The organism is Stutzerimonas kirkiae, assembly GCF_004327335.1.
GTDB lineage: Bacteria > Pseudomonadota > Gammaproteobacteria > Pseudomonadales > Pseudomonadaceae > Stutzerimonas > Stutzerimonas kirkiae.
Genome location: NZ_QJUO01000021.1, coordinates 64,976 through 78,924, shown reverse-complemented (window position 1 = coordinate 78,924; position 13,949 = coordinate 64,976). Strand labels below are relative to the sequence as shown.

General features: G+C 58.4%; 12 protein-coding genes and 2 pseudogenes. 13 read left to right on the top strand and 1 reads right to left on the bottom strand.

Annotated features, from left to right (window positions below):
- Window positions 1-138 (bottom strand): annotated as a pseudogene (locus DNJ95_RS19515) (IS3 family transposase); the annotation flags it as partial.
- A gap of 58 nt (window positions 139-196) precedes the next feature.
- On the opposite strand from DNJ95_RS19515, the gene DNJ95_RS12710 reads away from it, so the two are divergent.
- From DNJ95_RS12710 to lepA, 13 genes and pseudogenes are all read left to right on the top strand, one after another.
- Window positions 197-778 carry a nucleoside-diphosphate sugar epimerase/dehydratase gene (locus DNJ95_RS12710; RefSeq protein WP_131185103.1) on the top strand — a complete coding sequence of 194 codons (582 nt, stop codon included), beginning with the start codon at window positions 197-199 and terminating at the stop codon, window positions 776-778.
- Window positions 688-1,716 carry an IS30 family transposase gene (locus tag DNJ95_RS12705; RefSeq protein WP_131185102.1) on the top strand — a complete coding sequence of 343 codons (1,029 nt, stop codon included), beginning with the start codon at window positions 688-690 and terminating at the stop codon, window positions 1,714-1,716. The genes DNJ95_RS12710 and DNJ95_RS12705 overlap by 91 nt, the downstream gene beginning before the upstream one ends.
- Window positions 1,717-1,744: 28 nt before the next feature.
- Window positions 1,745-2,314 (top strand): annotated as a pseudogene (locus DNJ95_RS12700) (exopolysaccharide biosynthesis polyprenyl glycosylphosphotransferase); the annotation flags it as partial.
- Window positions 2,314-5,667 carry an O-antigen ligase family protein gene (locus DNJ95_RS12695; protein ID WP_131185101.1) on the top strand — a complete coding sequence of 1,118 codons (3,354 nt, stop codon included), beginning with the start codon at window positions 2,314-2,316 and terminating at the stop codon, window positions 5,665-5,667. The pseudogene DNJ95_RS12700 and the gene DNJ95_RS12695, both read left to right, overlap by 1 nt.
- 25 nt (window positions 5,668-5,692) lie before the next feature.
- Complete coding sequence (locus tag DNJ95_RS12690; RefSeq protein WP_242671974.1) at window positions 5,693-6,388, top strand: WbqC family protein; 696 nt, start codon at window positions 5,693-5,695, stop codon at window positions 6,386-6,388.
- The gene (locus DNJ95_RS12685) at window positions 6,388-7,317 is read left to right on the top strand and encodes a glycosyltransferase family 2 protein (RefSeq protein ID WP_131185099.1); all 930 of its coding nucleotides are present in this window, start codon (window positions 6,388-6,390) and stop codon (window positions 7,315-7,317) included. Before DNJ95_RS12690 ends, DNJ95_RS12685 begins: the two co-directional genes overlap by 1 nt.
- Window positions 7,298-7,936, top strand: coding sequence for a class I SAM-dependent methyltransferase (locus DNJ95_RS12680; RefSeq protein WP_131185098.1), 639 nt, complete (start codon window positions 7,298-7,300; stop codon window positions 7,934-7,936). Before DNJ95_RS12685 ends, DNJ95_RS12680 begins: the two co-directional genes overlap by 20 nt.
- Window positions 7,937-7,947: 11 nt before the next feature.
- The gene (locus tag DNJ95_RS12675; protein WP_242671973.1) at window positions 7,948-8,598 is read left to right on the top strand and encodes an acetyltransferase; all 651 of its coding nucleotides are present in this window, start codon (window positions 7,948-7,950) and stop codon (window positions 8,596-8,598) included.
- Entirely contained in the window at window positions 8,595-9,518 is a 924-nt protein-coding gene (locus tag DNJ95_RS12670) for a glycoside hydrolase family protein (RefSeq protein ID WP_131185096.1), read from the top strand. The genes DNJ95_RS12675 and DNJ95_RS12670 overlap by 4 nt, the downstream gene beginning before the upstream one ends.
- A complete protein-coding gene (locus tag DNJ95_RS12665; protein ID WP_131185095.1) occupies window positions 9,511-9,936 on the top strand; it encodes a GtrA family protein in 426 nt (141 codons plus the stop codon). The genes DNJ95_RS12670 and DNJ95_RS12665 overlap by 8 nt, the downstream gene beginning before the upstream one ends.
- Window positions 9,933-10,826: a class I SAM-dependent methyltransferase gene (locus DNJ95_RS12660; RefSeq protein ID WP_131185094.1), complete on the top strand. Its 894-nt coding sequence runs from the start codon at window positions 9,933-9,935 to the stop codon at window positions 10,824-10,826. The genes DNJ95_RS12665 and DNJ95_RS12660 overlap by 4 nt, the downstream gene beginning before the upstream one ends.
- A 10-nt stretch (window positions 10,827-10,836) precedes the next feature.
- Window positions 10,837-11,994, top strand: a complete 1,158-nt coding sequence (gene rffA / locus DNJ95_RS12655) for a dTDP-4-amino-4,6-dideoxygalactose transaminase (RefSeq protein ID WP_131185093.1) — start codon at window positions 10,837-10,839, stop codon at window positions 11,992-11,994.
- A 155-nt stretch (window positions 11,995-12,149) separates the two neighbouring features.
- Window positions 12,150-13,949 (top strand): translation elongation factor 4, encoded by a 1,800-nt coding sequence (gene lepA / locus DNJ95_RS12650; RefSeq protein ID WP_131185092.1) that lies wholly within the window; start codon window positions 12,150-12,152, stop codon window positions 13,947-13,949.

The following is a 13,949-nucleotide window of genomic DNA, read 5'->3' as shown; positions in this document are numbered from 1 at the left end:
GGTCTGAGCGGTGCAACCAATCTTGCTGGACACCGCCTCGATGGCTGCCCACTGGGAGTCGTGCGACTCCCGGACTTCGTAGACCATTCGCACGGCACGCTCGCGGACTTCAGGGGAAAACTTCGGTGGCTTTGGCATAGTGGCTCCAGTTTCTCAAAAGGGGGAGCCTCCGCGATACCCGGGGCGGTTCATTGCGATGCGTTTCTTTGTGTTTGCCTGGTTGCGCCAGGTGCGTTCGGCCGGGCGCAACCTCAAGTCGGTGTTGCTGGTATGTGCGGAGGGCAGTTCCACCGCCGAGTACTACCGCAAGCGTTCCTTGCATGAGGACGGTTTTCGCATTGCCAGCAGCCTGGTCCATGATCGTTCGGAGCAATGGTTGGATACTTTGGTGAAAGATGCAGACCGGCATGGCGTGCATGAGGTGTGGTTGTGCCTGCCACTGAGCGAAGGAGGAGGGGTGCGCTCCATCATGTATGCATTGCGGCACCGTACCGTCGCTGTACGTTTTTTCCCCGAGTGGGGGGATCTGCCGCTGCTCAATCACAGGGTCAGCAATATTGCGGGGCTCTACTCACTGGATTTGAGCTGTAGCCCGATGGATGGCCCGCCGCGGGTTATCAAGCGGATGGAAGGGCGGCGGCAAAAACTGAGTGCAACACCTGACCTTTCCGGTACGGTGCTGCCCCTATGTTTTATTCCGAACTCAGCGTTGAAGAGCGCGCCACCATTCAAATCGGTCATGCCCAAGGCTTCAGCCTGCGTAGGATTGCCTGCTTGATCACCCGATCCCCTTCGACCATCAGCCGGGAGCTGCGCCGCAATCGAGATGCCTGCGGCGGCTATTCGACCCGTGTGGCCCAGCAACAGATGCAGGCCCGCCGTCAGGTTTGTCGACCGATGCGAAAGCTGTTGCCGGGTAGCGAGCGCTTCGAGTTGGTGGCCCATATGCTGCGTGAGCGTTTGTCTCCCGAGCAGATTGCCGGCAAGCTGCGCAGCATGAACATTCCCAGCCTCAGAGATGCCTACGTCTGTCGCGAGACGATCTATAACGCGATCTATGCCTTGCCGGTCGGCGAGTTGCGTAAGGAACTGATCATCTGCCTGCGCCAAAGCAAGACGACGCGCAGACCGCGCTCGGGCGGCGTGGATCGGCGCGGCCAGATCCCCGAGATGGTCAGCATTCATGTGCGGCCGCCGGAGATCGAAGACCGGCTGATGCCGGGGCATTGGGAAGGCGATTTGATCAAGGGTAAGGCCAACGCCTCGTCTGTAGGCACGTTGGTGGAGCGCACCAGTGGCTACCTGATGCTGGTGAAGATGAACGACGCGACGGCGACCTCGGCGATGGAGGGCTTCAGTGCAGCGCTCAACGGCATGCCGCTGGCGATGCGCAAGAGCATGACCTACGACCAGGGCCGAGAAATGGCACGGCATGCTGAAATCACCCAACAGACCGGGGTGGCGATTTACTTCTGCGACCCGCACAGCCCCTGGCAGCGCGGCAGCAACGAAAACATCAACGGCCTGATCCGCCAGTACCTTCCCAAGGGGATGGACTTGTCGGGACACAGCCAAGAACAGTTGGATGCTATTGCCTTGCAACTGAATATGCGCCCCCGTAAACGCTTCGACTTCAAATGTCCGATCGAAATGATGAGTGAGGTGATGCAAAAGGCCATGGCTATGCGGCACGATGCGCCCACTTCAATTCAATAACCGTGTTGCACTCAGCTACTGCAACCGCCAAGATATTCTTATCGGTGGTCTGATCACGCTGCTGATTCTGCCTTTGTGCCTGTTCATCGCGCTGGCGATTAAATTGTCCTCGCCGGGGCCGGTGGTGTTCAAGCAATACCGCACGGGCATCAATGGCCGAAAGTTCAAGGTCTATAAGTTCCGCTCCATGGTCGTGCATCAGGAGAAGAGCGGTTCTGTGACCCAGGCGATCCGCAATGATCCCCGGGTTACACGTATCGGTGCATTCCTGCGGCGCACCAGCCTGGATGAACTGCCGCAGTTCTTCAATGTGCTGCAGGGGCGCATGTCCATCGTCGGTCCGCGTCCCCATGCCTTGGCGCACAACGAGTACTACAAGGACCTGGTCGAGTCCTATATGCAGCGACACAAGGTCAAGCCGGGTATCACCGGCTGGGCCCAGGTCAATGGCTACCGTGGTGAGACGGATACCTTGGAGAAGATGCAGAAACGTGTCGAGTGTGATCTCTGGTATATCGACAACTGGTCGTTGTGGCTGGACCTAAAGATCATCTTCTGGACCATCTTCAAGGGATTTCTGGGCAAGACCGCCTACTGATGCGTGAGCTCAGGGTTTTTATGTCGGAGACAGTTTTGCACAAGCGTTATCAGTGGTTCTGTGAACATATCGGTTGGCAGGCTGTACTGGCCAGGGCCTTGGGACTGGGGCTTTTTATCCTGGTAAGTGGTGACGTCTGGCTGGGCTCGGGCAGTGCGCGTAACACCCAGGTCTATCTCTGGCTGCTGCTGCCGGCCCTGATCTACCTAGGCTGGTGTATGGCTGTTCGGCGGCTCCGCCTGCCCTGCCTGGAGTACTGGCCCTGGCTGCTGATGTTGGCCTGGATGGCGTTGAGTGCCCTGTGGGCAACGGAGCCCGAGGTTCCCGTATCCTCCCAGGTCAAGCGAGGCTTGTATATCGCTCTGTTCCTGCTGGCCATTGGCCTGTTGTATGACTATAGCCCGAGCCTGTTGCGCCGGGTGGTGTTGCTCTCGGTATCGGTCGTGGCACTGGGATCACTGGCTACCTTGCTGTATCAGTTTTTATGGTTGGACAGGCCACTTGGTTATCGGGCTTATCGCATCTATACACTGGGCTGGGGTGGCTTTGCCGACTACCAGCACCCGGTGGTGGCCGGGATTTTCCATGGTTCGGTGGCGGCCTGGGCTTTTGGTATGGCCGTAGAGCGCAAGGCGTCGTTGCGACAGGTGGCTTTCTGGTTGCTGGTCTTTACCGTACTGACGGTTTACGTGTTGCTGAGTTATTCCCGTGGCGCCTGGGTTTCCCTGTTTTGTGCGGTACTGGCTTCGATCCTTATGCAGCGTTCGCGGCTCGGCTGGTGCCTGCTCGGGGTCGGGGGGGGGACGCTGGCGTTGATTGCACTGCTTTTCCGGGAGAGTGTTCTTTTCGAGCTTCAGTCTCGACAGTTGTCCGGGCGCAGCATTATCTGGGAGCATGTGTTCGAGATGATGTCCGGACATTGGCTATATGGGCAGGGGCTCGGGACTACTTTCAGCTTTCCGTTGCCAAACAGCATTCTGACCATAACCCATGCCCATAGTCTCTACTTGCAGCAGGTCTATGACAGCGGCCTGGTCGCCTTGCTATTGCTGCTCTGGGGGCTGTCGATGCTCTGCCTGAAAGCCTGGCGCCTGCGTGAGCACCCCTGGGTGCGGCTTGCTTTCCCTGTACTGGTGTTCGCGCTGGTCGCGATGTTGACGGATGTAGAGCGGATATTCACCCGCCCCAATGTTTACTGGACTCTGTTCTGGCTACCTGTGGCGATCCTGTTGGCTGTCCGTCAGGAGGATAAAGAGCTTCGTCACTCGGGTGTCGCTGCGGTTGCGAGGTCAGGGGAAAGCCTTCTTGCGTCAGTGCTGGGGTCGAAAGTTTCTTTATCATTGGGGGTGTTCGTGGGGAAGGAAGCTCAACATGCAATACTTGGCGAGACTGATTCGACACCTGCGGTGCGTGTATCTGGTTTGCAGCGGGATGCCGTCTCCAGCTTTTCAGTGACGCTGCTCTCTCTTGGTGTTTTTTATATCTACATGCTGGCGTATGCTGTTCTTGTGTTTCTGCAGTTCAGCGTGTTGCAGGTACTCTCTCTTTCTCTCGTCTTCATCGTGCTCCTGGCGGGAGCATTCTTTATCTTTCTTCGACCATCCTTGTTCTCGATGCGGCCGTTTTCCATAAGGATAAGCTGGAGGGAGAGCGTGGTCGCGTGCCTTGTCAGTGTCCTGATAATAGTGTATTCGACTACTCTTGGTAGTAGTGCCTTTGCCTTTTCCTCTTCATATGTGAGCGTGTTTCCTTTGCTTGAGACCGAGCTTGGTCTCGGCTGGCACCAGGACACGGCTTTCCATGTGTCGCTGATTCAGAGCATCCTGAATTTCGGTTATCCGAGCACGGCACAACATGGTCATCCACTCACGGGATACCATGTTCTGAGTCACTATGCCGATGCGTTGATCCTCTTCGTTACCCGGCTCGATGCATATGATAGTTACGGGTTGTTGTTCCACTTCAAGGTGTTTTTCTTTTTATCGGCGGTTTTGCTGACGACTGCCGTGTTTACCCGTCGACACGGTATCTGTACCTATCTGCTTTCGGTCATTCTGCTGATACCGTGCATTCTTGGTACCTGGCATGCAATCGGCTCCCATGGGCTCTGGATGGCAAGTATCATCCTCGTCATGGCGGCTCCTTATATCCATGACCGCCTGTCGCAGTCGGCGCCGCTCAGTAACTATCAGTTTGCCGCCTTCTTCGCCATCATCATTGCAATTTCATTGGCGAAAATATCGAGTGGTTTCATGCTGGCTGCCTTTGTTGGGGCATTTATTCTAGTCAGGCAATACGAGCGGTGGTCGACCTATTTGTTCGGGGTGATGTTATTGCTCTTTTTTTACTCGTATGGCGTCCTGTTCTTTTCCCGGTTGAACGATTTACAGAGTACATTTGTTTTGCCTGAACTGAGCTTCTCGGGGTTATATGATTATCTTGTCGCCGCCGATATCGAGAGGGCAGGCAGAACCTATCCGTCATTGATGCCTGCAATCCTAGCATGCAGTACCGTGCTGTTCGTCATCTGGATCAGCAAGCCAGTTCGTTCATCTGCGGGTTTTGTGTTCTCGGGCATGCTGGCGATTCTGTGTCTTTATATTATCAGCTCTATAAGCGCCGCCTACACTATCAGTGATATCTGGTACTTTCAGTATGGACTCAGTAGTGTCATGTTGCTGTTCTCTTATGCTCTGGTCCTTCAGTTCAAGCGCTCCATACAGGAAGAGATTGTTTCCGATGGCATTGGTGAGGCTGCACGCCGTACTCTAGTCTGCTCAGCCGTCATTGGTCTGACACTGCTTATGAAGTCTTATCCACAAGCCAGCTTCAATGTCTTCAAGGCCGGCCCGGATAGCCTTCGTGCGAAGGTGGACTATGCGCTGCATCGTCCATTCTTGAACCTGAACAAGAAGCTCCCCGAAGAACTGCAGCTTTCCGTTCTCAGTCCGAGGGAGACAAAGCTCAAGGCGATAGATGTGTTTTCTGGGGCACGCCCGCTATCGGCACTCAAGCATCTGCTCGAAAGGGCTGCGGATGACGCGGGCGTCGCCACGAGGCAGATGGCCGTCTTCATTCCACAGACCGTGTTCGACACGGCAACGGTGCGGTTCGGCGGTCAGCCCTGGGCCAGTGGTCTGCTATTTTATGCTGTGACTGGCATCCAGTTGGTCAATGCAGCCCCGGATGCCAGGCCGAGTTATGGCTTTTCCGCCTATTCTCAAGAGGGAACCCGGGTTACTACCGATATGTTCTTCCTGGCAGAAGGCTGCAAGGCCGGAGGTTTCAGTCATCTCGCCATCATCAGTCAAATAGCGCCGCCAGCGTTGGAAACCTTCCCTTGTCCTCGATAATCGTAATACCGGCTCATAAGGATGCATGTTGAAAACCGTCGCTATCGTCCAGTCCAACTACATTCCGTGGAAGGGGTATTTCGATCTGATCGCCGCCGTCGATGAATTCATTCTTTTCGACGATATGCAGTACACCCGCCGCGACTGGCGTAATCGAAATCTCATCAAGACCCCACAAGGGGTGCAGTGGCTGACTGTGCCTGTGCGGGTCAAGGGGCGCTATCACCAGAAGATTCGCGATACTGAGCTCGAAGGCGGGGATTGGGCTGCCGCCCACTGGAAGACCCTTGAGCAGAACTATCGCCGCGCACCTCATTTCGCCGAAATCGCCGAATGGCTGGCACCGATCTATCTGGAAGAGTCCTTCAGCCACTTGTCCGTGCTCAACCGTCGGTTGATCGAGGCTGTCTGTCGCTATCTGGGTATTACAACCCGCATCAGCAATTCGTGGGACTACAGGCTGGGCGAAGGCAAGACCGAGCGCCTGGTCGATTTGTGCGTCCAGGCTGGTGCTGACGAATATATCTCCGGTCCCGCTGCAAAGGGTTACCTCGAAGAACAGCTCTTCACGGATCGGGGTATACGCCTCACCTGGTTCGACTACGGCGGCTATCCGTCCTACCCGCAGCTCTGGAATGATTTCAGCCACGGTGTCTCGGTGTTTGATCTACTGTTCAACTGCGGTCGGTCAGCGCCGCGTTTCATGAGGTACGTTGGCTGATGAAGCTTTCCATTGTCGCAACGCTCTATTGTTCAGCGCCCTACATTAGAGAGTTCTACCAGCGCTCTACTGCCGTCGCCAGAGAACTGGCCGGTGAGGATTACGAAATTGTGCTGGTCAATGATGCCTCGCCTGACGACAGCCTGGCATTGGCCGTGCAATTGACTGAGCAGGATGCGCACCTCGTAGTGGTGGATCTTTCCAGGAATTTTGGTCATCACAAGGCCATGATGGCAGGACTGGAACATAGCCAGGGTGATCTCATCTTCCTGATCGACAGTGACCTCGAGGAAGAGCCCGAGTATTTGCAGGGCTTTGCGCAGCAGATGCAGCATGAGGCCTGTGATGTTGTCTATGGCGTTCAGGCTAAACGCAAGGGCGGCAGATTTGAACAGTGGAGCGGTCGCTGGTTCTACCGTTTCTTCAGGCTGCTGACCGGCCTGTCCCTTCCGGAAAACGTTGTTACCGCTCGACTGATGACACGTCGCTATGTCGATGCTCTGCTGCTACACCGGGAAAGAGAAGTGTTCATGGCGGGGCTATGGCATATCACGGGTTTCGACCAGCGGCCACAACTGGTGTGCAAGCACAGCACGAGCGAAACGACCTATACGCTTGGCCGCAAACTGTCTCTGCTGGTCAATTCGGTCACTGCATTCAGCAATGCGCCACTGGTTGGTATTTTCTATATTGGCGTTTCCATCTCGATGCTGGCATTGCTCTACATTGCCTATCTCGTTGCTCACTGGGCGTTTTTCGCCAGGCCTCTGAGCGGCTGGACTTCGGTCATGGCGTCGATCTGGCTGCTCGGTGGTATGGTGATTTCCTTCATCGGTGTGGTCGGTATCTACCTGTCGAAGATTTTCTCGGAAACCAAGCAGCGCCCCTACACCATCGTGAGGCAGGTCCATGCAAAACGACAGGAGTGAACTGCTGGTCGAGGTGGCTGGCTATTATGCGACGAAACTCGCCGCGTACGGTGAAACGGCCCGGGGTGTCGACTGGAGCAGTGAGGCAGGGCAGCACCTGCGTTTTGAGCAGCTCTGCAGGATCGTCAATGAGGGGGCAGACGGCTTTTCACTGAACGATCTCGGTTGCGGTTATGGTGCTTTGCTCGACTTCCTCTCTGGCCGGTACACGAGGGTGTCCTATCTTGGGGTCGATGTTTCCGAGGAAATGATCCAAGCGGCCTGTGCTCGTCACCAGGGCAGGGCCGAAGGGCGTTTCATCTTCGCGGCGCGACCCGATGCACCGGCGGATTACGGTATCGCCAGCGGCATCTTCAACGTACGCCTAGACCGCACGAATACGGAGTGGCAGAACTACCTGCAGACCACGCTGGACGTACTGCATGAAACGAGCCGTCAGGGTTTCGCCTTCAATTGCCTGACCAGCTATTCGGATGCCGACAAGATGCGTAGCGATCTCTATTATGCGGACCCCTGCGAACTGTTCGACCTGTGCAAGCGCCGCTACGCCAGAAATGTCGCCCTGCTTCATGATTACGGGCTGTACGAGTTCACCATTCTGGTCAGGAAAGACTCATGAAAAAGCCTCTCGTGATCTTCGGTGCCGGCGATATCGGGCAACTGGCACACTATTACTTCAGTAGCGACTCCGAGTACGAAGTCGCCGCCTTTACCGTCGATGCCAGCCATCTCAAGGACACGAAGTTTTGCGGATTGCCTGTGGTGGCTTTCGAGACTGTGACCGAGCATTATCCTCCCGCGGCCTATGACTTTTTCGTCGCGTTGAGCTACGCGCAGCTCAATGCATTGCGCAAGGCCAAATACTTGGCGGCAAAAGCCCAGGGTTACCGGCTCGCCAGCTTCGTCAGTTCACAGGCTTCGGTACTAAACGGCGGTTGCATTGGGGAAAACTGCTTCATTCTCGAAGACAATACCCTCCAGCCCTTTGTCAGTATCGGTGACAATGTCACGCTTTGGAGCGGTAATCATATCGGTCACCACAGCAGGATCGGCAGTCACTGCTTCATCGCTTCGCACGCGGTCATATCGGGCGGGGTGGAACTCGGTGAGCAGTGCTTCATCGGCGTGAATGCGACCCTGCGCGACCATATCAGGATCGGCGAGCGCTGCGTGATCGGCGCTGGCGCGCTGTTGCTGGCCGATGCCGCGCCCGATGGGGTGTACCTCGGAACGGCAACCGAGCGTGCGAAAGTGCCCAGCACCAGGCTGAGAAGAATATGAGCGAAAGCTGGCAGAAACTCGGGCAGCTCTACCTGCCGGCCAGTACGGGAAGACATCCGAAGCTGTTGACCCATGCGGCCAATCCTCTCGCTGTCCAGCTCGACGGCGATGTCTATCGTGTGTTCTACAGTGGCCGCGATGCGTACAACCGTTCCTCCGTCGGTGCGGTGGATATCGACATCGTTCGGCGTGCGATCGTTACGGACCATCACCAGCCTTTTTTCGAGCACGGTCCCGTCGGCAGTTTCTATGCCGACGGTGTCAGCATCGGCAACTGCTACACGGTCGGTGACACCCGTTATATGCTGTTCATGGCCTGGCAGGCGCCTGAGGGCAGCCATTGGCGCGGCGATATCGGGCGCCTTACGCTCGGGGCGGATCTGAGCCTGGCTCTGGATGGCGATTGTCCCTTGCTCGGCGTCGATGCGAACGATCCGATCAGCCTCTCCTACCCCTGGGTTGAGCAGGATCCGGATGGCCGCTACCGTATGTGGTACGGCTCGACGGTGGCCTGGGATGCCGGTAATGGCGAAATGCTGCATGTGATCCGCCAGGCGACCTCCGAAGACGGGCATCGCTGGCAGCGTGAGGGTCTCGCCGTACCCTACGAAGAGGGTCGTGCACAAGCGTTTTCCAGGCCAAGCGTCATGCGCAATGCCGAGGGTGGCTATGAAATGTGGTTTTCATATCGTGGTGGCAAGGGGCAGGCCTACCGTATCGGCCATGCCACGAGTCCGGATGGGCGACATTGGCGGCTTTCCCTGGAAACGGCGGGTATTGATGTGTCAGTGCGAGGATGGGATGCGCAAATGATCGAATATCCCTTCGTCTTCGACCATGCTGGCGTGCGCTACATGCTGTACAACGGCAACTCCTATGGCCGAACGGGGTTCGGCCTCGCGATGTTACGTGATGGTTGATGGAGCCAGGTTCCGCCAGGCTGGCCGGACTTGGGGGCAACTGTTGCGCTTTGCTGTTCTCGGTGTGGCGTTCAACGCCGGTGGCTATATGCTGTACCTTCTGCTCACCTGGCTTGGCGTGGCACCCAAGCTGACGGTCAGCTTGCTCTATCCGTTGGGCGCGCTGGCCGGCTTTCTAGGTAACCGCAAGCTGACCTTCTCCTACCGGGGCAGTCTATTCGACTCCGGACTTCGCTATGCTCTCGCCCATACTATGGGCTACGCGTTGAACCTTGCTCTGCTCGCAGTGTTCGCTGACCGGTTGGGCTACCCCCACCAATGGGTGCAGGCTGTGGCGGTATTCGTGGTGGCGGGCTTTCTGTTCGTCGCCTTCAAGTGCTTCGTTTTCCGCCACGCCACCACGGAGGCTCGATCATGAAACAGTGCCTCGCCTGCGGTAGCGCCTACCCGATGCCCCGGCGCGACTGCCCCGCCTGTAGAGCAGCGCCCGCCATCGTCGATGGCTTCGACGCCTATGCGCCCGATCTCGCCCACGCGGGTGGTGGCTTCGAGGTGGACTGTTTCGCCGAATTGGCGCACCGCGAGGCCGCCAACTTCTGGTTCCGCGCACGTAACCGGCTGATTCTCTGGGCGCTGGGCCGCTATGCGCCGGGCTTTTCCTCGCTGCTGGAAATCGGCTGCGGTACCGGCTTCGTACTCGCCGGCATCGCGGCGCATTTTCCCCAGGCGCGTCTGGCGGGCAGCGAGATATTCACCGCCGGGCTCGCCTTCGCCGCACAACGCTTGCCTGGGGTCGATCTGATGCAGATGGACGCCCGGCATATCCCGTTCGCCGAGGCCTTCGAGGTCGTCGGCGCCTTCGATGTGCTCGAGCACATCGCCGAAGACGAAGCGGTGCTGGGCGAAATCCACCGTACGCTGCAGCCCGGCGGCGTGCTGTTGCTAACCGTGCCGCAGCATGCCTGGTTGTGGAGCGCGGCCGACGAGTACGCCCATCACCAGCGGCGCTACGGCGGGCGGGAGATCGGCGAAAAAATCCGCGCCGCCGGCTTTGAGGTGGTACGCAGCACCTCGTTCGTGACTACGCTGCTACCCGCGATGCTGCTGTCGCGCCTCGGGCGCAAGCGCGATGACATCGCCGCCAATCCCCGTGCCGAACTCGAGCTGCATCCCGTGCTCAACTACGCGTTTGAACGAATGCTCGACCTGGAATGCACGGGCATCCGCCTGGGCCTGAACTACCCGGTCGGTGGCACGCGGCTGGTCGTCGCGCGCAAGCCCCAATCGTCCTCTCTCCACCACCGGTGACGCCGCACAGATGATCCCCTTCAACAAACCCTACATGACCGGCAAGGAGCTCGGCTACATCGCGCAGGCTCATGCCAATGGCCACCTGGCCGGCGACGGGGCTTTCACACGGCGTTGCTCGCAGTGGCTGGAGCAGCGCACCGGGGCTGCCTGCGCGTTGCTGACGCACTCCTGCACCGCGGCACTGGAGATGGCCGCACTGCTGGCTGACATCGGCCCCGGCGACGAAGTGATCATGCCGTCCTATACCTTCGTGTCGACCGCCAATGCTTTCGTACTGCGTGGCGCGACGCCGGTCTTCGTCGATATTCGGGCCGATACGCTCAACATCGACGAAACACTGATCGAGGCCGCCATCACGCCGCGCACACGTGCCATCGTGCCGGTGCACTATGCCGGTGTCGGCTGCGAGATGGACGTGATCATGGCGGTCGCCCAGCGCCACGGGCTGATTGTGATCGAGGATGCGGCGCAGGCTATCCTGTCGTATTACAAGGGGCTGCCACTCGGCTCCATCGGCCATTTGGCCTGCCTGAGCTTCCACGAAACCAAGAACCTCATCTCCGGCGAGGGTGGGGCGTTGCTGGTCAATGACCCCCAACTGGTCGAACGTGCGGAGATCATTCGCGAGAAAGGCACCAACCGCAGCGCCTTCTTTCGCGGGCAAGTGGATAAATACACCTGGCAGGATCTGGGCTCCAGCTACCTGCCGGGGGAATTGATCACAGCATTCCTATGGGCGCAGATGGAGGCAGCGGATGAAATCCTGCAGGCTCGCCTGGCGCTATGGGATCGATACCACCATGCATTGGCTCCACTCGAGCGCAACTTCCGGCTACGGAGGCCATGCCTGCCTGCAAGCTGTCGTGGCAATGCGCACATGTACCATGTCCTCTTGCCGGACCTGGCGGAACGCACCCGTTTCATCGAGGGCCTGAAGCAGCAGGGTGTCAACGCCGTATTCCACTATGTGCCATTGCATTCGTCTCCAGCGGGGAGGCGCTTCGGGCGTGAACAGGGAGAGTTGCCGGTTACCCGGGATCTCGCCGAGCGCCTGGTGCGGCTACCTCTTTGGATTGGACTCGATGAGCATATGGATAAAGTGATCGAAGCGATCACATCGCTATTTCCGGATGGCGCACCGCTGACAGACGCAGGGGACGAGTGAACTGAAGGCTATCCTCCGCAGGGGAAGGGGCGCTCACCGACCCTGCCGCTTTCCCGCCCCTTCGCTCCGCCATAGCGCACCAAAAGCCGATCAGTTAAACTCACCGGCTATTTTCGGCGGGCATTCTGCCTGTGATCTTTTCGAGTGCTAGAGCTGTGAGTGACCTGAGTCATATCCGCAATTTTTCCATCATTGCCCATATCGACCACGGCAAGTCGACCCTGGCTGACCGTTTCATCCAGATATGCGGTGGCCTGAGCGAGCGCGAAATGGAGGCTCAGGTGCTGGACTCGATGGATCTCGAGCGCGAGCGCGGCATCACCATCAAGGCCCACAGCGTCACGCTGCATTACCCGGCGCAGGATGGCAGGACCTACCAGCTCAACTTCATCGACACCCCCGGCCACGTCGATTTCACCTATGAGGTGAGCCGTTCCCTGGCCGCCTGCGAAGGCGCGATCCTGGTGGTGGATGCGGGGCAGGGCGTCGAGGCGCAGTCGGTCGCCAACTGCTACACCGCCATCGAGCAGGGCCTGGAAGTCATGCCGGTGCTGAACAAGATGGACCTGCCCCAGGCCGAGCCGGAGCGGGTCAAGGAGGAGATCGAGCATATCATCGGCATCGATGCCACCGATGCGGTGCCGTGCAGCGCCAAGAGCGGCATGGGCGTGCTCGACGTGCTGGAGCGCCTGGTCAAGGTGATCCCGCCACCGGTGGGCGAGATCGACGCGCCATTACAGGCGCTGATCATCGACTCCTGGTTCGACAACTACCTGGGTGTGGTGTCGCTGGTGCGGGTCAAGCATGGGCGGGTGAGGAAGGGCGACAAGATCCTCGTCAAGTCCACCGGCAAGCTGCACCAGGTCGACAGCGTCGGCGTCTTCACCCCCAAGCACAGCGAAACCGCCGACCTCAAGGCGGGCGAGGTGGGCTTCGTCATCGCCGGTATCAAGGACATCCACGGCGCGCCGGTCGGCGATACCCTGACCCTCTCCACTACCCCGGATGTCGAGGTACTGCCGGGCTTCAAGCGTATCCAGCCGCAGGTCTACGCCGGCCTGTTCCCGGTCAGTTCGGATGATTTCGAGGATTTCCGCGAGGCCCTGCAGAAGCTGACGCTCAACGACGCCGCGCTGCAATACGAACCGGAAAGCTCCGACGCCCTTGGCTTCGGCTTCCGTATCGGCTTCCTCGGCATGCTGCACATGGAGATCATCCAGGAGCGGTTGGAGCGCGAGTACAACCTCGACCTGATCACCACCGCGCCGACCGTGATCTATGAGCTCAAGCTGAAGAACGGCGAGACGATCTACGTCGACAACCCGTCCAAGCTGCCGGACCTGTCTTCCATCGAGGACATGCGCGAGCCGATCGTGCGCGCCAATATCCTGGTGCCGCAGGATCACCTGGGCAATGTCATCACCCTGTGCATCGAGAAGCGCGGCGTGCAGCGTGACATGCAGTTCCTCGGTTCGCAGGTACAGGTCAGCTACGACCTGCCGATGAGCGAGGTGGTGCTGGACTTCTTCGACCGCCTGAAGTCGGTGAGCCGCGGCTATGCGTCGCTGGACTACAGTTTCGAGCGTTTCCAGTCGGCCAACCTGGTCCGGCTGGATGTGCTGATCAACGGCGAGAAGGTCGATGCCCTGGCACTGATCGTGCATCGGGACAATTCGCACTACAAGGGCCGCGTCCTCACCGAGAAGATGAAGGAGCTGATTCCCCGGCAGATGTTCGATGTGGCGATCCAGGCCGCCATCGGCGGGCAGGTCGTGGCGCGCACCACGGTCAAGGCATTGCGCAAGAACGTGTTGGCCAAGTGCTATGGTGGTGACGTAAGCCGTAAACGCAAGCTGCTGGAGAAGCAGAAGGCGGGCAAGAAGCGCATGAAACAGGTAGGCAGCGTGGAGATTCCACAGGAAGCCTTCCTCGCGGTTTTGAAGGTGGATAGCTGA